The sequence below is a fragment of the Thermomonas hydrothermalis genome (genome assembly GCF_900129205.1).
GTDB classification, from domain to species: domain Bacteria; phylum Pseudomonadota; class Gammaproteobacteria; order Xanthomonadales; family Xanthomonadaceae; genus Thermomonas; species Thermomonas hydrothermalis.
The window spans coordinates 1-20788 of record NZ_FQUK01000025.1 but is presented as its reverse complement, the minus strand read 5'-3'; the positions used below and the strand labels follow the sequence as shown (position 1 = coordinate 20788).

Sequence of the window (20788 nt, the reverse complement as noted above, 5' to 3'; positions counted from 1 at the left end):
CGGCTTGAGTGGCCGACAATGGCCAGCCAGGTCATATTCGACCAGAATTCCCGCTTTCCGGTTCAGGAGATTCGCGTGAACGACACCCCCCATCCCCCCATCACCGTCTACAGCACCGCCGTCTGCCCGTATTGCGTGATGGCCAAGAACTTCCTGCAGAGCAAAGGCTGCACGTGGACGGAAATCCGCGTCGATACCGATCCTTCCGAACGCGAACGGATGATCGCGCGTACCGGTCGCACCAGCGTGCCGCAGATTTTCATTGGCGAAGTGCACGTCGGTGGCTACGACGACATGATGGCGCTGCATCGCGCTGGCAAACTGGACGCATTGCTGAAGGGAGAAGTGGCATGAGCAGCAGTGACGATCGGGTCAAGCAGTTCACCGAGTTCCGCCAGCGCATGAACAAGCGCATCCTGGATGAGCCCAACCAGGTCATCCGCCGCTTTTTCGCGCTGGATACCCAGACCTACCAGGCTGGAGCGCTGGACGTGAAGACCAAGGAGCTGCTGGGTCTGGTGGCCTCGCTGGTGCTGCGCTGCGACGACTGCATCAGCTACCACGTGGCCCAGTGTCTGGATGCCGGGGTCAAACGCGAGGAGATGTTCGAGGCGTTCTCGGTGGGGCTTGTGGTGGGCGGCTCGATCGTGATCCCACATCTGCGTCGGGCCGTGGATTTTCTGGATCAGCTGGAGCAGGGCCAGGCCGTCGCTCCGGACGCCCATTCGCACACCTGAAGCAAGGCCTGAACACGGCCGCTGTCCGTCCATACGACGCTGCGGTGGCAGGGCCAGCCCGGCGCCAGTGGCGTTGCGCGCGTGTGACGCCAGCCGGTCAACGCATGCCCCGAATCGTCGGGTCGAGGCGGGGGGCAAGCCGGTGCGGCCTGCCGCCATCTGTCATAATTACACCTTCTTTCACCCCACCTGCCGCCATGTACGCACAGACGTGGCGGCGGCCTGTCTGGAATCTGAAACATGACGACGATCACGGTGATCCGCGGCGATGGCATCGGCCCGGAAATCATGGATGCCACCCTGTATGTGCTGGATGCCATGCAGCTGGGTCTTTCCTACGAGTTTGCAGATGCCGGCATGGTGGCGTTGGAAAAGCACGGCGAGCTGTTGCCGGAAGCCACTCTGGAGTCGATCCGCAAGAACCGGATCGCGCTGAAATCGCCGCTGACTACGCCGGTCGGTGGTGGCTTTTCCTCGATCAACGTCGAGCTGCGCAAGCGGTTCGACCTGTATGCCAACGTCCGTCCGGCCCGTAGCTTCCCCAACACCAAGGCCCGTTTCCCCGGGCATGTCGATTTGATCACGGTGCGCGAGAACACCGAGGGTGCCTACATCGGCGAGGGCCAGAGCGTGTCCGAGGACGGCGAGACCGCGGTGCTGACCCAGAAGGTGACCCGCAAGGGCTCCGAGCGCATCGTCCGTTATGCCTTCGATCTGGCTCGCAAAACCGGCCGCAAGAAGGTCACCGTGGTGCACAAAGCCAACATCCTGAAGTCCACCTCGGGGTTGTTCCTCAAGACCGCACGCGAAGTGGCAGCGCAGTATCCGGACATCGAGTGCAACGAGATGATCGTGGACAACGCCTGCATGCAGCTGGTGATGCGGCCGGAACAGTTCGACGTGATCGTCACCACCAACCTGTTCGGCGACATCATTTCCGACCTATGTGCCGGCCTGGTCGGCGGGCTGGGGCTGGCGCCGGGCGCCAATATCGGCACCGATGCGGCGATCTTCGAGGCCGTCCACGGCTCGGCACCGGATATCGCTGGCAAGGGCATCGCCAACCCCTGCGCGCTGCTGCTGGGTGCTGGGCAGATGCTCGATCATCTGGGCCGAACCGATCAAGCCGAGCGGCTGCGCGGCGCCATCGTCGCCACGCTGGAGGCCAAGGATTCGCTGACCCCCGACCTTGGTGGAACCGGAACCACCCAGACTTTTGCCAAGGCGATCGCCAGCCGCCTGTGATAGCTAAAGTTGCATGACAAAACAAAAGGGCACCCATTCGGGTGCCCTTTTTGCTGGTGCATCAGTTCAGTTGCGTGACTGCAGCTTCGACAGCAGCCGCAGTATCTCCAGGTACAACCACACCAGAGTGACCAGCAGGCCGAATGCGGCGTACCACTCCATGTACTTGGGTGCGCCCTGGTCCACACCCTGCTCGATGAAATCGAAGTCCAGCACCAGGTTCAGCGCGGCGACGATGACCACGCCCACGCTAAAGAGGATGCCGATCGTGCTGGACTCGTGGATGAAGCCCATGCCCTCGAAGCCGAGCAGGCGCATGCCCATGTTGACGAGGTAGAGCAGGGCAATGCCGCCGGTGGCTGCCACTACGCCCAGCTTGAAGTTCTCGGTGGCCTTGACCAACCCACTGCGGTAGGCCAGCAGCAGGGCCGCCAGGGTCGCGAAGGTCAGGCCCACAGCCTGCATCACGATGCCGGGGAAACGCAGTTCGAACATCGCCGACACCGCACCGAGGAACAGGCCTTCCAGCACCGCGTAGGCCGGTGCGGTGAACGGCGACCATTCCTTTTTGAAGATCGTGACCAGCGCAACCACGAAGCCGCCAAGCACGCCGATCCAGACCAGCGGCATGATCGCCCCGGGAGTCCCGGTGGTCATGGCAGCGTCGAAGCGCGACCAGCTAAACAGAGCGCCGGCCAGCGCCAGCACCAGCAACATGGCGGTCTTGTTGACCGTTCCATTGAGTGTCATCGCGCTATCCGCGCGCTGCACCACGGTGCCGCTGCCGAGGTCGAGGAAGGTGTTGTCCGAAAGGACGGGATTGCCGCTACGCATGATGGTCATCCTCCGAAATCCGGCCTTGGCCGTACCTGGCGAGGATAGCGCGTTGCGTGGTGGGCATTGATGAATGGTGCGAAAGGCGGGACTCGAACCCGCACGAGGTCTCCCTCACTGGAACCTAAATCCAGGGCGTCTACCAATTCCGCCACTTTCGCGCTGTTGTCATTGTAGCCCGGACCTGCGCCCTCACGCGCCGCACGGCGAACCAACGAAGGTGCCACTCCGGTGGAAAGATGCATAGCAAAACGCCCGGCATGCGCCGGGCGTTTTGGGAACATTGGTGGGCCGTCAAGGATTCGAACCTTGGACCAATTGATTAAGAGTCAACTGCTCTACCAGCTGAGCTAACGGCCCGGAGACGCACATTGTAGCAGGCAACTGTCAGGCTGCAAGCCCCTGACCGCTGCCGTTGGTGAAGGTGGGGTGGCTGATGGGACTCGAACCCACGACAACTGGAATCACAATCCAGGACTCTAACCAACTGAGCTACAGCCACCACAAAACGGCTATCCATTGTCTGGCGCGCCCGGCAGGAATCGAACCTGCAACCACCGGCTTAGAAGGCCGGTGCTCTATCCGGTTGAGCTACGGGCGCCCGGTCCGGAATGCTACGTCGGCGGCGACTGGAATGGTCGGGGTAGAGGGATTCGAACCCCCGACATCCTGCTCCCAAAGCAGGCGCGCTACCAGACTGCGCTATACCCCGCCCGCAGAAACCTATCACTCCAGCGGCCGCCCGACTGCTGCGGTCACCTGTCTTTCGCGACGCGCCAGCGCAACGAAAGGCTGCGCATTCTCGACTGCCGGCGCGCATCTGTCAACGCTTCGTGCGCGCCCATCGCCGCTTTTGGCTAGCGTTGCACTAACAGGAAGGGGTGGCAAGAGGGGATGGGTGCATACAGGTGCTGGAAGTTGTCCGGGAAATCGGCGAAACTTGCCCGTTCCGTGCGGCCCCTGTCGGGGCTGCCCGTTCGTCTTTAGTCCAACGCAATCCGGGTTCATCCGAACCCGTTCAGGAGCCATCGCATCATGCAAGTCTCGGTCGAATCCACTGGCAACCTTGAGCGTCGTGTCATCCTCAGCCTGCCTGCTGGCGACGTCGAGAGTCAGGTCAGCAGCCGCCTGCGCGAGATCGCGCAGAACGTCCGCATCAAGGGGTTCCGCCCCGGTAAGGTGCCGACCAAGGTGGTCGAGCAGCGCTATGGCGGTCAGGTCCGTGCCGAAATTGTCGATGCGATGCTGCGTCAGGGGCTGGAGCAGGCCGTGCGTGAGCACGAGCTGCGGGTGGCCGGTCTGCCGCAGGTGACCCCGGGCGAAGATGCCGCCGAGGGTGAACTCAAGTATGTGGCCTCGGTCGAGCTGGTGCCGGATTTCGGCGAGCTGGACATGAGCAAGCTGGAGGTGGTGCGCCACACCGCCGAGGTCACCGATGCTGACGTCGAGCGGATGCTGGAAAACCTGCGCTTGCAGCGGGCCACCTGGCGTCCGGTCGAGCGCGCCGCCAAGCCGGGTGATCTGGTCAACCTGGAGATCGTCAGCACCGTCGATGGCGTGCGTATGCCGGCCGAAGGCGTGGAGAAGAGCAGCACCGTGCTGGGTTCGGCGGCGCTCTATCCCGAGGTTGAGTCGGCCATCGTCGGCATGCAGCCGGGCGAGGAAAAAACCCAGGATGTCACCCTTCCGGCGGATTGGCCGGTGGCCCAGTTTGCCGGTAAGACCGTGACGTCCTCGTTCAAGCTGGTGAGCGTGGCGGAGCAGGTTCTGCCGGAGGTGGACGCGGCGTTCATCCGCAGCTTTGGCGTCAAGAGCGGCGACCTGGATCAGTTCAAGGCTGAAATCCGCGCCAACCTCGAGCGTGAGCTGAAGGGTGCGTTGATGAACCGTCTGCGCCGCGAGGTGGGCGAAAAGCTGGTGGCGGCCTACAAGGACGTCGAGCTTCCGCCGCGCCTGGTCGAGAGCGAAACCCAGGCACTGATGGCGTCGGCGGCGGAGGATGCGCGTCGTCGTGGTCAGACCCTGCAGGCCGGCCCGGAGGCCTTCCGCGAGGCCGCCCGCAAGCGCGTGCTGGTGGGGTTGCTGGTGGGCGAGATCGCACGTCGCAACGAACTGCGGCTGGATCCGGCCAGGCTGAACGAAACCTTGCGCCTGATCGCCTCCACCTATGAACAGCCGGAGCAGGTCATTGCGTTGTACCGCAACGATCCCCAATTGATGCAGGGTCTGCAAGCCCGTGTGATGGAAGAGCAGGTGATCGACTGGATCGCCGAGCGCGCGCAGCATACCGAGCAGGCGCTCAGCTTCCAGGAAGCCATCAGCCAGTAAGGGAGGGCCTGAACACGTCCGGCTTGGACGTGTCAGGCCAAGCCGGGTCCGGCCCAAGACTGGGCCCGGCGTTACGAAAACAACCGCTTACGCGCTTGTTTTCGCAGGCCGACCATCACGGGTCGGCGGAACCTCTGACGTGATCAGCGGTCATACGCGACAATGTGCCGAGTACCGTCCTGCGGTTGGCGTGGGGCGGCTCACCTTCAGGACATGAGGACCTCCATGGATCCGATCAAGAATCTCAATCTGGTACCGATGGTGGTCGAGCAGACCAGTCGTGGTGAGCGTGCATACGACATCTACTCGCGTCTGCTGAAAGAGCGGGTGATCTTTCTGGTCGGCGGGATCGACGATCACGTGGCCAATGTCGTGGTCGCCCAGATGCTGTTTCTGGAAGCCGAGAACCCGGAAAAGGACATCAGCCTGTACATCAACTCGCCCGGCGGCATCGTCACGGCGGGGATGGCCATTTACGACACCATGCAATACATCAAGCCGGACGTCAGCACCATCTGCGTCGGCCAGGCGTGCAGCATGGGCGCGGTGTTGCTGGCGGCGGGTGCCAAGGGCAAGCGCTATGCGTTGCCCAACTCGCGGGTGATGATCCATCAGCCGCTGGGCGGCGCCCAGGGGCAGGCGACCGATATCGACATCCAGGCGCGTGAAATCCTGGCGATGCGCGAGCGTCTCAACGAGATCCTGGCGCGCCATACCGGCCAGCCGATCGAAACGATCGCCCGCGATACCGACCGCGACAACTTCAAGAGCGCCGAGGCGGCACGCGAGTACGGTCTGATCGACGAAGTGCTGGTACGTCGGCCGGAAGAGTCGATCCAGGCGTCCTGATGCTTGTGAAATCAATCGCTTACGCGATTGTTTTCGTAGGTGGGCTTGCATCGGCCGTGCCGGTCTCTGATTGGATCAGGGGCGCGGGCATCTGGTGTGACTTGAGTCAGGCCGGTTGCGGCCGTTATCACGATTGCGGGGTGGCGCGGCGCCCCCGTCTGGCGACGTCCGCCTGGCCCGGCGGAGGCGCTGTGGTATTCTCGGGCTGAAAACCGCAGCTGTGCGGTGAGTGAGTGAAGAATGAGCGAAGACCGTCACGGACGCCATCCCAGCGACAGCGGAAAAATCCTCTACTGCTCTTTCTGTGGCAAGAGCCAGCATGAGGTGCGCAAGCTGATTGCCGGCCCCAGCGTGTTCATCTGCGATGAATGCGTGGAGCTGTGCAACGACATCATTCGCGAGGAGCTGGAGGAGAAGGCGCAGAGCAACCGCAGCGCGCTGCCCAAGCCGCGCGAGATCGTCGATGTGCTGGATCAGTACGTGATCGGCCAGCAGCGCGCCAAGAAGACGCTGGCGGTGGCGGTGTACAACCACTACAAGCGCATCGAGAGCCGGCAGCGTTCGGACGATGTCGAGCTGGCCAAGTCCAACATCCTGCTGATCGGCCCGACCGGTTCCGGCAAGACGCTGCTGGCGGAGACGCTGGCGCGCATGCTCAATGTGCCGTTCACCATGGCCGATGCCACCACCCTCACCGAAGCCGGCTATGTCGGCGAGGACGTGGAGAACATCATCCAGAAGCTGCTGCAGAAGTGCGACTACGATGTCGAGAAGGCGCAGCAGGGCATCGTCTACATCGACGAGATTGACAAGATCAGCCGCAAGAGCGAAAACCCCTCGATCACTCGCGATGTCTCGGGCGAGGGCGTGCAGCAGGCGCTGCTCAAGCTGATCGAAGGCACCATCGCCAGCGTGCCCCCGCAGGGTGGCCGCAAGCATCCGCAGCAGGAGTTCCTGCAGGTCGATACCCGCAACATCCTGTTCATCTGCGGCGGCGCCTTTGCCGGCCTGGACAAGGTGATCCAGCAGCGTTCCAGCGAGGCCGGCGGTATCGGTTTTGGTGCCAAGGTCAAGAGCAGCCAGCGCAAGGCCGATGTGGGCCAGGTGCTGGCCCGGGTTGAGCCGGAAGACCTCATCAAGTACGGACTGATTCCGGAGTTCGTCGGCCGCCTGCCGGTGGTGGCGACGCTGGAGGAGCTGGACGAGGAAGCGCTGGTCAAGATCCTGACCGAGCCCAAGAACGCCATCACCAAGCAGTTCAAGAAGCTGTTCGAGATGGAGGGTGTGGAGCTCGAGTTCCGCCCCGATGCGCTCACCGCGATTGCCCGCAAGGCGCTCAAGCGCAAGACGGGTGCCCGCGGGCTGCGTACCATCGTCGAGGAAGTGCTGCTGGACACCATGTACGAACTGCCCTCGCTGCAGAACGTCAGCAAGGTGGTGGTGGACGAGTCCGTGGTCGAGCACAAGTCCGAGCCCTACCTGATCTACCGGAACGTGTCCGCTTCGCCCAAGGCCGCCTCCGCCGAGTGAGGTGGCCTGCGCTCGATGTTCTCAGGAAGCCGCCTACGGGCGGCTTCCGTCGTTTTGCGCCGGCGTTGTGCGGTAGGTGTGCTGCTAACTTGCTGATTGTAAAAGTTTTTTCCACTTGGTTGGGTGCGGGGCGCGCTGGCGTGTCGGCTGTGCTTGCATCCGGTGCGAGTTGCCCCCATAAAACAGGGCACGACATCCCTTGTCGACGTTAAACGGAGTTGTCCCATGGCCGCCCCCACTGGCCCGATTGCAATGCAAAACGAAACCCTGCCCGTACTTCCATTGCGGGACGTGGTGGTTTTCCCTCACATGGTCATCCCGCTGTTCGTCGGGCGCGAGAAATCCATCCGTGCGCTTGAGCTGGCGGTCGAGGCGGATCGGCGCATCCTGCTGGTCGCCCAGAAGACCCCTGATACGGATGACCCTGGCGCCGCCGACCTGCACCAGGTCGGCACCTTGGCGCAGGTTCTGCAACTTCTGAAACTGCCGGACGGCACCATCAAGGTGTTGGTTGAGGGTCTGTCACGCGCCCGGGTCGAGCATGTGCGCGCCCACGAAGGCGCGTTGTTCGCAGAGGCGCATCCGATTGAAACCGGTACGACGCGCGAGCCGCGCGAGCTCGAGGCGATCGTCCGCACCCTGATGTCGCTGTTCGAGCAGTACATCAAGACCAGTCGCAAGCTGCCCCCGGAGTTGCTGCAGACCTTGGCAGGCATCGACGACCCCGATCGTCTTGCCGATACCATCGCGGCTCACCTCGGCGTGCGGCTGGCCGACAAGCAGAAGCTGCTGGAGCTGAAGGACACGGCCGACCGGCTGGAGCTGCTGGTGGGTCTCGTCGATGGCGAGATCGACGTGCAGCAGATGGAGAAGCGCATCCGCGGCCGGGTCAAGTCGCAGATGGAGAAGAGCCAGCGCGAGTACTATCTCAACGAACAGATGAAAGCGATCCAGAAGGAGCTGGGCGAGCTGGAAGATGCGCCCAACGATCTGGAGGAGCTGTCCAAGAAAATCGCCAAGGCTGGCATGCCCAAGCCGGTGGAGGCCAAGGCGCGCGCTGAACTCGCCAAGCTCAAGCAGATGTCGCCGATGTCTGCCGAGGCGGGTGTGGTGCGCAACTATCTCGATTGGTTGATCGGGGTGCCCTGGTCGACCAGGAGCCGGGTGCGCAAGGATCTCAAGGCCGCACAAGCGACGCTGGATGCCGATCACTACGGCCTGGAGAAGGTCAAGGAGCGCATCCTCGAATACCTGGCGGTGCAGTCGCGCGTGTCCAAGATGAAGGGCCCGATCCTGTGCCTGGTGGGGCCGCCGGGTGTGGGCAAGACCTCGCTCGGGCAAAGCATCGCCAAGGCCACCAACCGCAAGTTCGTGCGCATGGCGCTGGGTGGCGTGCGGGACGAGGCCGAGATCCGCGGCCATCGCCGCACCTACGTGGGGTCGATGCCGGGGCGCATCGTGCAGAGCCTGAGCAAGGCTGGCACCAAGAACCCGCTGTTCATGCTGGATGAAATCGACAAGATGTCGATGGACTTCCGTGGTGACCCGTCTTCGGCTTTGCTGGAAGTGCTCGACCCCGAGCAGAACCATGCCTTCAACGATCATTACCTGGAGGTCGATCTCGACCTGTCGGAAGTGATGTTCGTGGCCACGGCCAACTCCCTGAACATCCCGGGCCCGCTGCTGGACCGGATGGAGGTCATCCGCATCCCCGGCTACACCGAGGACGAGAAGCTCAACATCGCGACCCGTTATCTGCTGCCCAAGCAGCTCAAGGCCAATGGCCTGCGTGAGGGTGAGTTGACCATCACCGAGTCGGCGATCGTCGACATCATCCGCTACTACACGCGGGAATCAGGGGTGCGCAACCTGGAGCGGGAAATCGCCAAGATTGCCCGCAAGGTGGTCAAAGACATCGCGCTCAAGGGCCCGACTGCCGTCAAGGGCGGCCAGCCCAAGCCGGTGAAAGTGACCAGCGCCAACCTCGAGAAGTATCTGGGCGTGCGGCGCTTCGACTATGGCCGCGCCGAAGCCGAGAACGAAGTCGGCTTGGTGACCGGTCTGGCCTGGACCGAAGTGGGTGGAGATCTGCTGCAGATCGAGGCCACGCTCGTGCCGGGCAAGGGCGCATTGCTGCTGACCGGTCAGTTGGGTGATGTGATGAAGGAATCGGCATCGGCAGCCTTGAGTGTGGTGCGGGCGCGCACCGAGCAGCTCGGCTTGCCGCTCGACTTCCTGCAGAAACATGACGTGCACGTCCACGTGCCGGACGGTGCCACTCCCAAGGATGGTCCCAGTGCCGGTATCGCCATGGCCACCGCGCTGGTGTCCATGTTGACCAAGATTCCGGTTCGGCATGACGTGGCGATGACCGGTGAGATCACTCTGCGTGGCAAGGTCACGGCGATCGGTGGTCTGAAGGAAAAGCTGCTGGCGGCCCTGCGGGGTGGGATCACCACGGTGATCATCCCGGAAGAGAACCGCAAGGACTTGGCCGAAATCCCTGCCAACGTCACTCGGAATCTCAAGATCGTGCCGGTGAAGTGGATCGACGAGGTGCTGGACCTGGCGCTGGAACGGCCGCTGCCGCCTCGCAAGGGCGAGGGCCGACGCGGTGGCAAGCGCACGCCTGCCGTGGCGGCGCCAGCGCGTCCGCGGTCGCGCGGTCGGTCCGCGATCCGCCACTGAAACTGCCCACACTGTCGCGGTTTTCAGGACGATGTCCTGAAAGCCGCGTCATTGCTTGCTTTCCGTATTGCACGTCAGAAAACCCGCTGGTATAAGGTGGGCAACCGCGGCGGCTGGTTTGGTGCCGCGGCGAACCCGGGACGCCGGCAGGGGAGCGCCTGCGCCCTGGCCAACGTCTTCTCCGCGTCACTTCCTGCTACGGAGCCAACAAGCAAATGAACAAAGCCGAATTTATCGAAGCCGTTGCCGACCACGCTGAACTGACCAAAGCCGACGCTGGTCGTGCCGTCGATGCGATGATCACCGCCATCACCAAGGCCCTGAAGAAGGGCGACACCGTCACGCTGGTGGGCTTTGGCACCTTCTCGGTGCGCAAGCGCGGTGCCCGTACCGGCCGCAACCCGCGTACCGGCGAGACCATCAAGATCAAGGCCTCCAAGAACCCGACCTTCAAGGCGGGCAAGGCGCTCAAGGACGCGGTTAACTGATCGCTCCCGGCACCAGGTCCTACCGGAAAAACCCGGCCATGTGCCGGGTTTTTCCTGTCTGGGTGTTTCATCTGCGCGGCCAGACCGCCATAATGCCCGGCCTCGGGCACTTAGCTCAGTGGTAGAGCGGCTCCCTTACAAGGAGCGGGTCGGGGGTTCGAACCCCTCAGTGCCCACCAGATGCAAAAAAGTGTTGCGCCCGCAAAAAAAGTCTGTACACTAGCGGGCTCTCAGCGGAGTGGTAGTTCAGTCGGTTAGAATGCTGGCCTGTCACGCCGGAGGTCGCGGGTTCGAGTCCCGTCCACTCCGCCATCTGTTCCGAAAGCCCTGCAGTGATGCGGGGCTTTTGTTTTTGTGCGGCTGGCAAGTCGGCCCGGGAGCTCGGGTACACTTGTCGGCTACGTCTCTTTACCGGTTCGCCCATGCTGCAGAAACTTCGCGAAAAGACCTCCGGCTGGATCGCTGGCACCATCCTCACCATCGTGACGATCCCCTTCGCGTTCTTTGGCGTGGAGTCGTACATGTCACAGCGCGTGGAGACCTATGTAGCGCGCATCGCGCAGCCGCCGTCCTGGTGGCCGTCGGCGCCGCGGGTCTGGCCGGTGACGCTGCTGTGGCAGATCGAGGACATCGACGCGCAGACGTTCAAGGAGCGCTTTGAGAACGCACGTATCAATCTGCGCAACGCGCAAGGCGATGCGTTCGACCCCAAAGCCTTCGAGTCGGTCGAGAACAAGCGGCGGGTGCTGGATGCGCTGATCGACGAGAAGCTGATGCAGCTCACCGCGCAGCGTCACGATATCCGCATCAGCGATGCCGAAGTGGCCGACACCATTGCCAGAATCCCCGACTTCCAGGTCGATGGTCGGTTCAACGCCGATCGTTACCAGATGATCCTGGCCGCGCAGAACCCGCCGCTGACGCCGCGTGCGTTCGAAGCAAAGATTCGCGAGGAACTCGCCACCAACTTGATCCCGGCCCGCATCGGGCGCTCGGCCTTCGTCACTGATCGCGAACTGGATCGGCTGATGCGTCTGTTGGGCGAGCATCGTGATGTGGCCTTCGTTGCGTTGCCGGCGCCGCCGGCGGATACCGCGCCGGTCTCCGAGGCCGAGATCGCGGCTTGGTACAAGGCGCATCAGGGTGACTACCGCAGCCCGGAAACAGTGCGGCTTGAGTACGTCGAAGTGGACGGCAGTACGTTGCCCGCGCCAGCGGTGGACGAGGCCAGCCTGCGCAAGCGCTATCAGGAACAGATCGCCAAGTATTCCAGCCCGGAAAAGCGCGAAGTGGCGCATATCCTGGTGCAGTTGCCGGCCAATGCCAGTGAGGCCGAGCGTCAGGCCGCCGCGGCGCGTGCCAACCGGCTTGCCGCCCAGGCGCGTGCACCTGGCGCCGATTTTGCGGCGCTGGCGCGGGCCAACTCGGACGATGCCGGTTCCAAAGCGGCCGGTGGTGATCTTGGCTGGATCAGCAAGGGGGCCATGCCTGCGGCGTTCGAGCAGGCGGCATTTGCGATGCAGCCGGGGGAGGTGCGGGGCCCGGTCAAGACCGAGTTCGGCTGGCACATCATCAAGCTCAACCAGATCCAGCCGGGCGTGCAGCGCCCGTTCGAGGAGGTACGCCAGGAGCTGGAGAAGCAGGCGCTGGACAATGGTCGTGAGCAGGCGTTCAACGAGTTGACCAGCAAGCTGGTCGATGCGGTGTACAAGAACCCAACTTCGCTTGCGCCTGCAGCGCAGGCCTTGGGCCTAAAGGTGCAGACCACGCCGGCGTTCAGTCGGGCCGGGGCACCGGGGATCGCCAGCGATCCCAAAGTCTTGCGGGCAGCGTTTTCCGACAGCCTGATCCAGGACGGTACCGCCAGTGATCCGATCGAGCTCGGGCCGCTGCGCACGGTGATGATCCGGGTGATCGAGCATACCCCTGAGCAGGTGCTGCCGCTGGCCCAGGTGCGGTCGGCCGTGATCGCGGCGATCCATGCTGAGCGTGCGCGCAAAGCGGCCGATGCCAACGCCGAGGCTCTGCTCGCGGCGGCCCGTCGTCAGGGGCTGGACGCGGCGGCGAATGCGGCTGGGCTGGCGGTGGTCAAGTTCGATGATCTGCCGCGCCGGAGCCCGGCGCCGGTGCTGCCGCAACCGCTGGTGGATGCGTTTTTCAACGTGCCGCGCCCGCAGAAGGATGTTCCGGTGCTGGGCAAGACCCGCGCGGGTGGCCAGCTGGTGGTGTTTGCGGTGCGTGCCGCCCGTGATGGCGACCTCACCCAGGTCACCGCGCAGGAACGCGATCAGTTGCGTCGGCAGGTTGCGATGGCGCTGGGTGCGCAAGAGCAGGAGGCGTTCATCAAGACCGTGCGCAGCCACTACACCATCACGGTGGCCGAAGACCGTCTCTGAGCACGGTTTGAACACGTCCCTCTGGACGTGTCAGCCTGCGGCGGGTTCGGTGCAAGTCAGCGAAACACCCGCTGTGCGATTCCCGAGCCGATCTGCGTGGTGTATCGGCTCTGATGGGATCAGGGCGTGACTTGGGCCATGCCCCAACGTGCCTGCAATGCAGATCGCCCGGCCATGGGCCGGGCGATGCGTTGCGACGTCGGGAGTAGAGGGATCAGTCGATACCGCTCATCCCCATGATGTTGTAGCCGGCATCCACGTAGGTGATCTCGCCGGTGATTCCGGCCGCCAGGTCGGAGCACAGGAAGGCGGCCGCATTGCCCACGTCCTCAATGGTCACCACCCGGCGCAGCGGGGCGACGGCTTCGAACTGGCTGAGCATCTTGCGGAAGTTGGCCACGCCGCTGGCGGCCAGGGTGCGGATCGGGCCGGCCGAAATGGCGTTGACGCGAATGCCTTCCGGCCCCAGGGTCATCGCCATGTAGCGCACGATGGCTTCCAGCGAGGCTTTGGCCACGCCCATGGTGTTGTAGTTGGCCAGTGCGCGTTCGGCGCCGAGGTAGGACAGGGTCAGGATGCTGCCATTGCGGCCCTGCATCATCGGGCGCGCCGCTTTGCCCAGCGCGGCCAGCGAGTAGGCGCTGATGTCCTGGGCAATGTGGAAGTTCTCGCGGGTGATGCCGTTGAGGAAGTCACCCTCGATCGCCTCGCGCGGGGCATAGGCGATGCAGTGCACGAGGATGTCGAACCCCTCCGGCCAGCGCCGGCCCAGCTCGGCGAAGCAGGCGTCGATCTGTTCATCGGAGGCCACGTCCAGCGGCAGGACGATATCGGTGCCGTAGGTCTTGGCGGCATCCTCGACCCGTGATCTGAGCTTCTCGTTCTGATAGGTCAGTGCCAGCTGCGCGCCTTCACGATGGAAAGCCTCGGCGATGCCGGTTGCGATTGAACGCTGACTGGCGATGCCGGTCACCAGCGCGCGCTTGCCTTGCAGAAATCCCATGGTGTCTCCTTGGTGGTGCGCGTAGGGCGCGTCGAACGATTGCGCGAGCGAATCTCCGAACGATTCGAAGATTCCGGTTGGCCACGGATGGCCGGCCACACAGCAAGCGCATGCGATTGCTGCGTGTGCGTCGAGCCCGGACATGCGCCGGGCTCGGTGTGGGCTGACACCGCCAGGATGGCGTTGTGCAGGCCTTCCCTAGTGTGCCTTGCGCGTCCGGGCGCGACCAGTGTGCGCCGCCGTATGGAACTTACGCGCGAAAGCCGTCTTTCCAGGCGCGCAGGCGGGCGAAGGTGTCCACCGCATCGCCGGGTTTGCCGCCAGCCCAGCGTGCCGCGGCCGCGTGCAGGGCCGGGATGTGGCAGCGCAGGAACGGATTGCTGGCGCGCTCCAGCGCCAGTGTGACCGGAAGGGTGGGGCGGCCTTGCGCACGCAGCTGCCGCACCTGTGTGGCGCGGGCGTGCAGGGCCGGGTTGTCGGGATCGACAGTCAGTGCAAAGGCGGCATTGGCGGCGGTGTATTCATGCGCGCAGCACACCTGCGTATCGTCCGGCAGGGCAGCCAGCCGGGTCAGCGATGCGTACATCTGCTCGGCGGTCCCTTCGAACAGCCGCCCACAGCCCAGACTGAACAGGGTGTCGCCGCAGAACAGCAGGCCTTGGCCGACATACGCCACGTGGCTGCGGGTGTGCCCCGGTACGGCCAACACCTGCCAGTGCCAGTCGCCGATGCGGAGCCGCTCGCCCGCGCCGATGCGGTGGGTGGCAGGCAGGCGCGGATCATCCGGGCCGTACACCGGCAGGGCCGGCCAGTGCGCCAGTAGATCGGCGACGCCGCCAATATGGTCACTGTGGTGATGGGTGAGCAGGATCGCCAATGGTGGCGGGCCGTCCGCCAGCGCGGCCAGCACCGGTGCGCTGTCGCCCGGATCGACGATCAGGGCACGGCCATTGCCGTCGCGCAGCAGCCAAATGTAGTTGTCGGTGAAGGCGGGAAGGGGGTGTAACTGCATTGGGCCGTGACGGGACGCGGGGTTTCCCGGAGAATGCCCACCATGCCTGCGCACCGAATCCCGCGTCAATCCGACCCCATGGCGGCTACCCACTGGTTTGCCGAGGCGGCCGGGCGTGCGCTGCTGGCCAGTGAGGCGGCTTGTGTGGCCGACGCATTGCGGCAGCGGATCGGGCCGTCGGCGCTGTGGCTGGCCCCCCTGGCAAGCGCGCCTGTTGCGTCCGAGGACCCGGGTGTCGTGGTGCGTTTGCATCCGGAGACGGCGGGGTTCGATGGCACGCTGCGCTGTACTTTGCCGTTGCCGCTGGTCAGCGAGGGGTGTGCCGTGGTGGTGGTGCAGCATGTGCTGGATCTGCCCGCCGTGCCGGCGTCGGAACTGCTGGAGGACTGTGTTCGCGTGCTGGCGCCCGGGGGCTGGCTGTGGCTGTTGTCGCTCAACCCGCTTTCGCCTTACCGCTGGCGCTGGCGCGGTTCCGGCTTGCGTGCGCGCGAGCCCATCGGTTGGCGCCGCCAGTTGCGCGCGGCAGGTCTGACTCCGGATTCGATCTCCCAGGGGCTGGGGCCGGTCTGGGCGGTGACGGCTGCGGCTGGCGAGCAGGAGGGGGCTGGCCTGCGCGCCGGCTATCTGCTGCGCGCCCAGAAACGTGTGCGTCCGTTGACACCGGTACGGCCACAGCGGGCGATCGTGGGCTGGCAGGCGAGTCCTTCGGCATGAATCCCGCGCGCAAGCAGGTCGACGTGCATACCGATGGTGCCTGCCTGGGCAATCCCGGCCCCGGCGGCTGGGCCGCCCTGTTGCGCTGGCGCGGCATCGAACGCGAACTGTCTGGCGGTGAGCCCTTGACCACCAATAACCGGATGGAGCTGATGGCGGCCATCATGGCGCTGGAGGCGTTGAAGGAGCCTTGCGAGGTGATCCTGACCACCGACTCGCAGTACGTCCGCCAGGGCATCACCGAGTGGTTGCCGGGCTGGTTGCGGCGGGGCTGGAAAACCGCCGGTGGCGATCCGGTCAAGAATCGCGACCTGTGGGAGCGCCTGCATGCGGCGTCCGCCCGCCATGTGGTGGACTGGCGTTGGGTCAAGGGCCATGCCGGGGATCCCGACAATGAGCGCGTGGATGCGCTGGCCCGCGCGCAGGCCATGAAGTTCAGACACACCATGGAGCAGACAGGCTGATGCGGCAGATCGTGCTGGATACCGAAACCACCGGCCTGGAATGGCAGAAAGGCAATCGCGTGGTCGAGATCGGTTGCGTGGAGCTGCAAGAGCGGCGGCGCACCGGGCGGACGTTTCATCGCTACCTGAACCCGGAGCGCGAGTTCGAACCGGGGGCGCAGGAGGTGACTGGGCTGACGCTGGAGTTTCTGGCCGACAAGCCGCGGTTTGCCGAGATTGCCGAGGAATTCCTCGCCTTCATCGACGGCGCCGAGCTGATCATCCACAACGCTGCCTTCGATCTGGGCTTTCTCAATGCCGAGCTGGCCCGTCTGCCGGGCCTGGGACGGATCGAGGACCGTTGCACCATCGAAGACACCCTGACCCTGGCGCGCCAGCGTTACCCAGGTCAACGCAATTCGCTGGACGCGCTGTGCAAGCGGCTGGGCGTGGACAACTCACAGCGGCAGCTGCACGGCGCATTGCTGGACGCACAGATCCTGGCCGACGTGTATCTGGCCATGACCGCCGGGCAAAGCGAGATCGGTTTCGGCGAGGTGCTGGACGCAGCGACAGCACCGGGGGCTACCGCCTTGGAGGCGGTTCTGCCGGATGTGGCCGATGCCGTGCGCCCGCGCGTCAAGGTGTTGCCGGACGAGGCCGAGGCCCATGCCGCCCGCTTGGCGGCACTGGAAAAAAAGGCCGGACGCTGTCTGTGGACGACGCTGGAGACGGTCGAGACCTGATTCGCCGGGTCAGTGGCGACGGATCAGCAGGACGGTGATGTTGTCCGAGCCGCCGCCGTCAAGCGCGGCCGCGACCAGGCCATCCACGCACTCTTGTGCGCTGTGGTCCTGACGCGCCAGCACCCGGGCGATGTGTGCGTCCTCGACTTCTTCGGTCAGGCCGTCACTGCAAAGCAGCAGCTGCATGCCCGGACGCAGCTCCAGGCTCAGGGTTTCGACATTGAGCTGTTCCGGCGAGGTGACCCCCAGCGCCTGGGTCACGACGTTGCGGTGCGGATGGGTGCGGGCCTGCTCGGCACTGATGGCGCCTTGGGCGATCAACTCCTGCACATAGCTGTGGTCGTGCGAAAGCTGGGTCAGTGCCCCGTCCCGCCACAGGTAGATCCGGCTGTCACCCACCCAGGCCACTTCGAAACGGTTGCCGAGCTGACGCGCCGCCACCACGGTGGTGCCCATCGGCAGGCTGTCATTGCGCTGCCGGGAACAGCGGATGATTTCCTCATCGGCGCGGCGGATGGCCTCTGTCAGAGAGCTGCCGGCGCGGATCTCGCGCACGATCACCTCACGCGCCAGCGCGCTGGCGATTTCACCGTACTGGTGGCCGCCCATGCCGTCGGCCACCAGCCACAGGCCCAGCTCGCTGTCGCCGTAATAGGTGTCCTCGTTCAGCTCACGCCGCAATCCCACATGGGTCAAGTGTCCGAATTCGATCATGCGCGCGGCTATCGTCCGGGATTGCTGAAGGATAACGGAATCCTGCGGCGCAGGCGGCCTGCTGGCAAGCGATTTTTCGGCAAGAAAAAACCCAACGCCGGGCAGGCGTTGGGTCTTGTGACTGGCGGAGAGGGAGGGATTCGAACCCTCGGTAGGCTATTCACCTACGCCTGATTTCGAGTCAGGTACATTCAACCACTCTGCCACCTCTCCGGAAGTGGGGTGTAAATGATACGGGCCGGATCGCCTGCGGGCAAGGCAATGTATGAGTCCACCACCTTTGGCACTCGGGTGGGGGTTGGAAGGGACGTGTGACGCGGCGCAGGCAGGCAGCGTTTGCGGCGGCGGGGCGCTACACTGCCCGCCCCATCACTGCTGACCTGTGCCCGATGTCCGAGATCCACGTTCCCGTCTCTTTTGGCGAGCTGCTCGACAAGATCGCCATCCTGCAGATCAAGTCCGAGCGGATGACCGACCCGGCCAAGCTGGCCAATGTCCGCAACGAGCTGGCGGCCCTGGAGGCGACCTGGGCGGCGCATCCGGCCTCCGGGCAGGATATCGCCGAGTTGCGCGCCGAGCTCAAGGCGGTCAATGAGCGGCTGTGGGAGATCGAGGATGCCATCCGGCTGAAGGAAAAAGCTCAGGCGTTCGACGACGAGTTCATCCGGCTGGCGCGGGCCGTGTATTTCGAAAACGACAGCCGCGCCCGGATCAAGAAAGCGATCAACCTGGCGCTGGGCTCGGCCTATGTCGAGGAAAAGTCGTATCAGGACTACGGCAACGGCCAGGGCGGCTGAGGTCTGTGGGCGTGCGGAATCTCCGGATTCTGCGGAGATTCCTTAGAGGCCGCTGGTGCGGAAGCGTTCAAACGCGGCAATGGCGTCTTCGACCGTGATCAGGTCCATGACGCCTTCGACCTCGATCTTGGTGCCCCATTTCAATGCCGATGCAGGCTTGCCGCAATACTTGCGGGCGGCATCGTCATAGCGGTCTACGCAAAACCGGCGATCCGAATACGGCCCGCTGCGAGCCGGGTTGGTGGCGGCATGCAGGCCCAGCACGCGGGTGCCCATGGCGTTGGCGATGTGCATCGGCCCGGAATCCGGGGTGACCAGCAGGTCGGCGCGGGCCAGTAGGGCGGGCAGCTGCTTGAGCGTGTCCTTGCCGATCAGGTCGAGCACTTCGGCGCGGCCCGGCATCGCCGCCAGGATGGCGTCGCCGGTGTCCCGTTCGAGCGTGCTGCGCCCGCCGCACAGGACCACCCGCCAGCCTTGGGCCTGGGCGTGGGTGGCCAGAGCGGCGTAGCGTTCGGCGCGCCAGTTGCGCAGAGGATGGCTGGAGCAGGGCGAGATCATCAGCGTGCGGCGACCGTCATCTGGCCACTGTGCACGCGCCCAGGCATGCGCTTCCGGTGGCACCGGCAGGTTCCAGACCACGTCCTGGCGCTTGAGGCCGAGCGGTTCGCAGAAGCTGCCGATCACATCCAGCACGTGCAGCCCCGGCCGGTCGGGAATGCGTTCGTTGATGAACAGCCCATGCCCTTCCTTGCTGCGAGCGCGGTCGTAGCCGATCCGGCGGCGTGCCGGGATGAACGCCGACAGCAGATTGGCCCGTGCCGACACCTGCAGTTGCAGCAGGACATCGAAGCGGGTGGCCAGTGTCCGGCGCAGCGCGCGCATGCCCGCAAGCCCCGAGGATTTGTCGTACTCCACGAAGCGAACGCCAGGCAGCCCGTCCAGCAGGCGGCGTTCCGCCTTGCCGATCACCCAGGTCAACGTCGCGTTCGGCAGGCCGGTTTTGAGGGTGTGCACCAGCGGCAGGACGTGGGTGACGTCGCCCAGCGCGGACAGTCGCAGCAGGCAAATCGATTCAGGGGGGCGGAATATGGGCACGCGATTGCTAAACTCGCAAAAATGACAGGATTCGACGCCAACGAACATCTGACGCCGTTCCGCGATGCGCGCGGATACGGCGCCATTCTGTTCGACCGCAGCCTGGTGCGGCAACCGGAGCCGGAGTGGTTCGATCCCGCCTACTGGGGCGATGCCGCGCGGCCAGTCGCGGAAGGCGGGCGGGGCGGTGCCTGGCGGATCGATTTCGGTGACGGGCAGGCGTTTCTGCGGCACTACTTGCGCGGCGGTCTGGTGGCGCGGTTCAACCGCGATCGCCATCTCTGGGCGGGGATCCATCGGGTGCGCAGCTTCGCCGAGTTCCGTGTGCTGCGGGCGTTGCGTGCAAAAAAACTGCCAGTACCGCTGCCGTTTGCGGCGTGGTACCGGCGCGAAGGTCTGCACTACCGCGCCGCGATTCTGATGCAGCATCTGGAGGGCGTGGAATCGCTGGCGGCCTTGGCCGCACGCGGCGAGGCGCCCTGGGCGCAGGCCGGGGAGCTGATCGCGCGGTTTCATCGGGCAGGACTCGATCATGCCGATCTCAATGCCCACAACCTGTTATTCGACGGTCAGGGGCGTGGCTGGCTGATCGATTTCGATCGTGCGCGCCTGCGCATCCCGGAAACCGGCTGGCGGCAGGCCAATCTGGCGCGTCTGCGCCGATCCTTGCGCAAGCTGCGTGGGGCGCGGAGTGAGGCGCAGGTCGACGCAGAGTTCGGCCAGCTGCAGGCGGCTTACAATGCGGCCTGGGAGCGCGGGTTCTGACTCAGCGCACGGTGCGCACGCCGCTGCAGGGCGGCCGGCCCGAAAAGGCGGCGGCCCTGCCGGTTGACCTCGGCACCCGCATCAGTCGATACCGTTGCTGCCTTCCGGCCCTGGCGGGGTTTTCGACCTAGCGTCGCGAGGGACCGACAGGGCCACCATGGAGCTTGGAGAAACTGGCGGAGAGAGGGGGATTCGAACCCCCGAGGCGGGGTTTAGCCGCCTACACACTTTCCAGGCGTGCTCCTTCAACCACTCGGACACCTCTCCGGAAGCCAACATTGTAAAGGTCGCCGCGGGGATTCCACAACACGCTGTATGAGTCCACCACCTTTGGCACTCGGGTTGGTGCTGGAGCAGGAAGTGTAGCGGGGGTCGCTGGCCGAGGGCGTGGTGGGGGCGCTCGG

The 20788-nt window shown here is 64.7% G+C and carries 19 protein-coding genes, 9 tRNA genes and 1 other RNA gene; 16 read left to right on the top strand and 13 right to left on the bottom strand.

Features of this window, described 5'->3' with window-relative positions; genetic code table 11:
* Window positions 1-18 precede the first annotated feature (18 nt).
* The 3 genes from grxC (at window position 19) to BUA29_RS08055 (ending at window position 1982) form a co-directional block, all read left to right on the top strand.
* The gene (grxC, locus tag BUA29_RS08065) at window positions 19-354 is read left to right on the top strand and encodes a glutaredoxin 3 (RefSeq protein ID WP_084602414.1); all 336 of its coding nucleotides are present in this window, start codon (window positions 19-21) and stop codon (window positions 352-354) included.
* The gene (locus BUA29_RS08060; protein ID WP_072756084.1) at window positions 351-737 is read left to right on the top strand and encodes a carboxymuconolactone decarboxylase family protein; all 387 of its coding nucleotides are present in this window, start codon (window positions 351-353) and stop codon (window positions 735-737) included. The genes grxC and BUA29_RS08060 overlap by 4 nt, the downstream gene beginning before the upstream one ends.
* Before the next feature lie 240 nt (window positions 738-977).
* Window positions 978-1982, top strand: coding sequence for an isocitrate dehydrogenase (locus BUA29_RS08055; protein ID WP_072756083.1), 1005 nt, complete (start codon window positions 978-980; stop codon window positions 1980-1982).
* A 66-nt stretch (window positions 1983-2048) separates the two neighbouring features.
* On the opposite strand, the gene BUA29_RS08050 is transcribed toward BUA29_RS08055, so the two are convergent.
* From BUA29_RS08050 to BUA29_RS08025, 6 genes are all read right to left on the bottom strand, one after another.
* The gene (locus BUA29_RS08050) at window positions 2049-2816 is read right to left on the bottom strand and encodes a Bax inhibitor-1/YccA family protein (RefSeq protein WP_072756102.1); all 768 of its coding nucleotides are present in this window, start codon (window positions 2814-2816) and stop codon (window positions 2049-2051) included.
* 74 nt (window positions 2817-2890) lie between these two features.
* A tRNA-Leu gene (locus BUA29_RS08045) sits at window positions 2891-2977 on the bottom strand.
* A 123-nt stretch (window positions 2978-3100) separates the two neighbouring features.
* Window positions 3101-3176 (bottom strand) — tRNA-Lys (locus BUA29_RS08040).
* A gap of 65 nt (window positions 3177-3241) precedes the next feature.
* Window positions 3242-3318: transfer RNA gene (locus BUA29_RS08035), tRNA-His, on the bottom strand.
* A 22-nt stretch (window positions 3319-3340) separates the two neighbouring features.
* Window positions 3341-3417 (bottom strand) — tRNA-Arg (locus BUA29_RS08030).
* A 34-nt stretch (window positions 3418-3451) separates the two neighbouring features.
* Window positions 3452-3528, bottom strand: a tRNA-Pro gene (locus BUA29_RS08025).
* 323 nt (window positions 3529-3851) lie between these two features.
* Between BUA29_RS08025 and tig the strand changes: the two genes are divergently transcribed.
* From tig to BUA29_RS07985, 8 genes are all read left to right on the top strand, one after another.
* Entirely contained in the window at window positions 3852-5144 is a 1293-nt protein-coding gene (gene tig, locus BUA29_RS08020; protein ID WP_072756082.1) for a trigger factor, read from the top strand.
* Between the two features lie 225 nt (window positions 5145-5369).
* Complete coding sequence (clpP, locus tag BUA29_RS08015; protein ID WP_072756081.1) at window positions 5370-5993, top strand: ATP-dependent Clp endopeptidase proteolytic subunit ClpP; 624 nt, start codon at window positions 5370-5372, stop codon at window positions 5991-5993.
* A gap of 240 nt (window positions 5994-6233) precedes the next feature.
* Window positions 6234-7523 (top strand): ATP-dependent Clp protease ATP-binding subunit ClpX, encoded by a 1290-nt coding sequence (gene clpX / locus BUA29_RS08010; protein WP_072756080.1) that lies wholly within the window; start codon window positions 6234-6236, stop codon window positions 7521-7523.
* Window positions 7524-7775: 252 nt separating this feature from the next.
* Window positions 7776-10211 carry an endopeptidase La gene (gene lon, locus BUA29_RS08005; protein ID WP_143148856.1) on the top strand — a complete coding sequence of 812 codons (2436 nt, stop codon included), beginning with the start codon at window positions 7776-7778 and terminating at the stop codon, window positions 10209-10211.
* A gap of 215 nt (window positions 10212-10426) precedes the next feature.
* Window positions 10427-10699 (top strand): HU family DNA-binding protein, encoded by a 273-nt coding sequence (locus tag BUA29_RS08000; protein WP_072756078.1) that lies wholly within the window; start codon window positions 10427-10429, stop codon window positions 10697-10699.
* 104 nt (window positions 10700-10803) lie between these two features.
* A tRNA-Val gene (locus tag BUA29_RS07995) sits at window positions 10804-10878 on the top strand.
* Window positions 10879-10934: 56 nt separating this feature from the next.
* Window positions 10935-11011 (top strand) — tRNA-Asp (locus BUA29_RS07990).
* Window positions 11012-11121: 110 nt separating this feature from the next.
* A complete protein-coding gene (locus BUA29_RS07985; protein ID WP_072756077.1) occupies window positions 11122-13095 on the top strand; it encodes a peptidyl-prolyl cis-trans isomerase in 1974 nt (657 codons plus the stop codon).
* Window positions 13096-13309: 214 nt separating this feature from the next.
* Here the strand turns inward: BUA29_RS07985 and BUA29_RS07980 are convergent, their stop codons facing one another.
* Window positions 13310-14098, bottom strand: a complete 789-nt coding sequence (locus tag BUA29_RS07980) for an enoyl-ACP reductase FabI (RefSeq protein WP_072756101.1) — start codon at window positions 14096-14098, stop codon at window positions 13310-13312.
* A 250-nt stretch (window positions 14099-14348) separates the two neighbouring features.
* A complete protein-coding gene (gloB, locus tag BUA29_RS07975; protein WP_072756076.1) occupies window positions 14349-15110 on the bottom strand; it encodes a hydroxyacylglutathione hydrolase in 762 nt (253 codons plus the stop codon).
* Between the two features lie 42 nt (window positions 15111-15152).
* Here gloB and BUA29_RS07970 point away from each other — a divergent pair, with 42 nt between their 5' ends.
* Genes BUA29_RS07970 through dnaQ form a run of 3 tightly spaced genes read left to right on the top strand, consistent with a single transcriptional unit; the run spans window position 15153 to window position 17013 of the window.
* Entirely contained in the window at window positions 15153-15824 is a 672-nt protein-coding gene (locus BUA29_RS07970; protein ID WP_143148854.1) for a class I SAM-dependent methyltransferase, read from the top strand.
* Window positions 15821-16288 (top strand): ribonuclease HI, encoded by a 468-nt coding sequence (rnhA, locus tag BUA29_RS07965; RefSeq protein ID WP_072756075.1) that lies wholly within the window; start codon window positions 15821-15823, stop codon window positions 16286-16288. Before BUA29_RS07970 ends, rnhA begins: the two co-directional genes overlap by 4 nt.
* Window positions 16288-17013, top strand: a complete 726-nt coding sequence (gene dnaQ, locus BUA29_RS07960) for a DNA polymerase III subunit epsilon (protein ID WP_072756074.1) — start codon at window positions 16288-16290, stop codon at window positions 17011-17013. The genes rnhA and dnaQ overlap by 1 nt, the downstream gene beginning before the upstream one ends.
* A gap of 9 nt (window positions 17014-17022) precedes the next feature.
* Here dnaQ and BUA29_RS07955 read toward each other — a convergent pair whose 3' ends face one another.
* The gene (locus BUA29_RS07955) at window positions 17023-17727 is read right to left on the bottom strand and encodes a PP2C family protein-serine/threonine phosphatase (protein WP_072756073.1); all 705 of its coding nucleotides are present in this window, start codon (window positions 17725-17727) and stop codon (window positions 17023-17025) included.
* 122 nt (window positions 17728-17849) lie between these two features.
* Window positions 17850-17940 (bottom strand) — tRNA-Ser (locus BUA29_RS07950).
* A 176-nt stretch (window positions 17941-18116) separates the two neighbouring features.
* Here BUA29_RS07950 and BUA29_RS07945 point away from each other — a divergent pair.
* Window positions 18117-18524 (top strand): DUF6165 family protein, encoded by a 408-nt coding sequence (locus BUA29_RS07945; protein ID WP_072756072.1) that lies wholly within the window; start codon window positions 18117-18119, stop codon window positions 18522-18524.
* Between the two features lie 42 nt (window positions 18525-18566).
* Here BUA29_RS07945 and BUA29_RS07940 read toward each other — a convergent pair whose 3' ends face one another.
* Window positions 18567-19613 carry a glycosyltransferase family 9 protein gene (locus BUA29_RS07940; protein ID WP_143148855.1) on the bottom strand — a complete coding sequence of 349 codons (1047 nt, stop codon included), beginning with the start codon at window positions 19611-19613 and terminating at the stop codon, window positions 18567-18569.
* A gap of 27 nt (window positions 19614-19640) precedes the next feature.
* Here BUA29_RS07940 and BUA29_RS07935 point away from each other — a divergent pair, with 27 nt between their 5' ends.
* The gene (locus BUA29_RS07935) at window positions 19641-20384 is read left to right on the top strand and encodes a 3-deoxy-D-manno-octulosonic acid kinase (protein WP_072756071.1); all 744 of its coding nucleotides are present in this window, start codon (window positions 19641-19643) and stop codon (window positions 20382-20384) included.
* A gap of 53 nt (window positions 20385-20437) precedes the next feature.
* Here BUA29_RS07935 and ffs read toward each other — a convergent pair.
* Together ffs and BUA29_RS07925 are read right to left on the bottom strand one after the other, a co-directional pair.
* Window positions 20438-20534, bottom strand: an RNA gene (ffs, locus tag BUA29_RS07930) — signal recognition particle sRNA small type.
* 24 nt (window positions 20535-20558) lie between these two features.
* Window positions 20559-20651 (bottom strand) — tRNA-Ser (locus tag BUA29_RS07925).
* Window positions 20652-20788: the final 137 nt, after the last annotated feature.

Excerpts from the sequence above, each read along its gene's own strand:
- grxC (WP_084602414.1), top strand. The coding sequence starts at position 19 with ATGGCCAGCCAGGTCATATTCGACCAGAATTCCCGCTTTCCGGTTCAG.
- BUA29_RS08060 (WP_072756084.1), top strand. The coding sequence starts at position 351 with ATGAGCAGCAGTGACGATCGGGTCAAGCAGTTCACCGAGTTCCGCCAG.
- BUA29_RS08055 (WP_072756083.1), top strand. The coding sequence starts at position 978 with ATGACGACGATCACGGTGATCCGCGGCGATGGCATCGGCCCGGAAATC.
- BUA29_RS08050 (WP_072756102.1), bottom strand. The coding sequence starts at position 2,816 with ATGCGTAGCGGCAATCCCGTCCTTTCGGACAACACCTTCCTCGACCTC.
- tig (WP_072756082.1), top strand. The coding sequence starts at position 3,852 with ATGCAAGTCTCGGTCGAATCCACTGGCAACCTTGAGCGTCGTGTCATC.
- clpP (WP_072756081.1), top strand. The coding sequence starts at position 5,370 with ATGGATCCGATCAAGAATCTCAATCTGGTACCGATGGTGGTCGAGCAG.
- clpX (WP_072756080.1), top strand. The coding sequence starts at position 6,234 with ATGAGCGAAGACCGTCACGGACGCCATCCCAGCGACAGCGGAAAAATC.
- lon (WP_143148856.1), top strand. The coding sequence starts at position 7,776 with ATGCAAAACGAAACCCTGCCCGTACTTCCATTGCGGGACGTGGTGGTT.
- BUA29_RS08000 (WP_072756078.1), top strand. The coding sequence starts at position 10,427 with ATGAACAAAGCCGAATTTATCGAAGCCGTTGCCGACCACGCTGAACTG.
- BUA29_RS07985 (WP_072756077.1), top strand. The coding sequence starts at position 11,122 with ATGCTGCAGAAACTTCGCGAAAAGACCTCCGGCTGGATCGCTGGCACC.
- BUA29_RS07980 (WP_072756101.1), bottom strand. The coding sequence starts at position 14,098 with ATGGGATTTCTGCAAGGCAAGCGCGCGCTGGTGACCGGCATCGCCAGT.
- gloB (WP_072756076.1), bottom strand. The coding sequence starts at position 15,110 with ATGCAGTTACACCCCCTTCCCGCCTTCACCGACAACTACATTTGGCTG.
- BUA29_RS07970 (WP_143148854.1), top strand. The coding sequence starts at position 15,153 with ATGCCTGCGCACCGAATCCCGCGTCAATCCGACCCCATGGCGGCTACC.
- rnhA (WP_072756075.1), top strand. The coding sequence starts at position 15,821 with ATGAATCCCGCGCGCAAGCAGGTCGACGTGCATACCGATGGTGCCTGC.
- dnaQ (WP_072756074.1), top strand. The coding sequence starts at position 16,288 with ATGCGGCAGATCGTGCTGGATACCGAAACCACCGGCCTGGAATGGCAG.
- BUA29_RS07955 (WP_072756073.1), bottom strand. The coding sequence starts at position 17,727 with ATGATCGAATTCGGACACTTGACCCATGTGGGATTGCGGCGTGAGCTG.
- BUA29_RS07945 (WP_072756072.1), top strand. The coding sequence starts at position 18,117 with ATGTCCGAGATCCACGTTCCCGTCTCTTTTGGCGAGCTGCTCGACAAG.
- BUA29_RS07935 (WP_072756071.1), top strand. The coding sequence starts at position 19,641 with ATGACAGGATTCGACGCCAACGAACATCTGACGCCGTTCCGCGATGCG.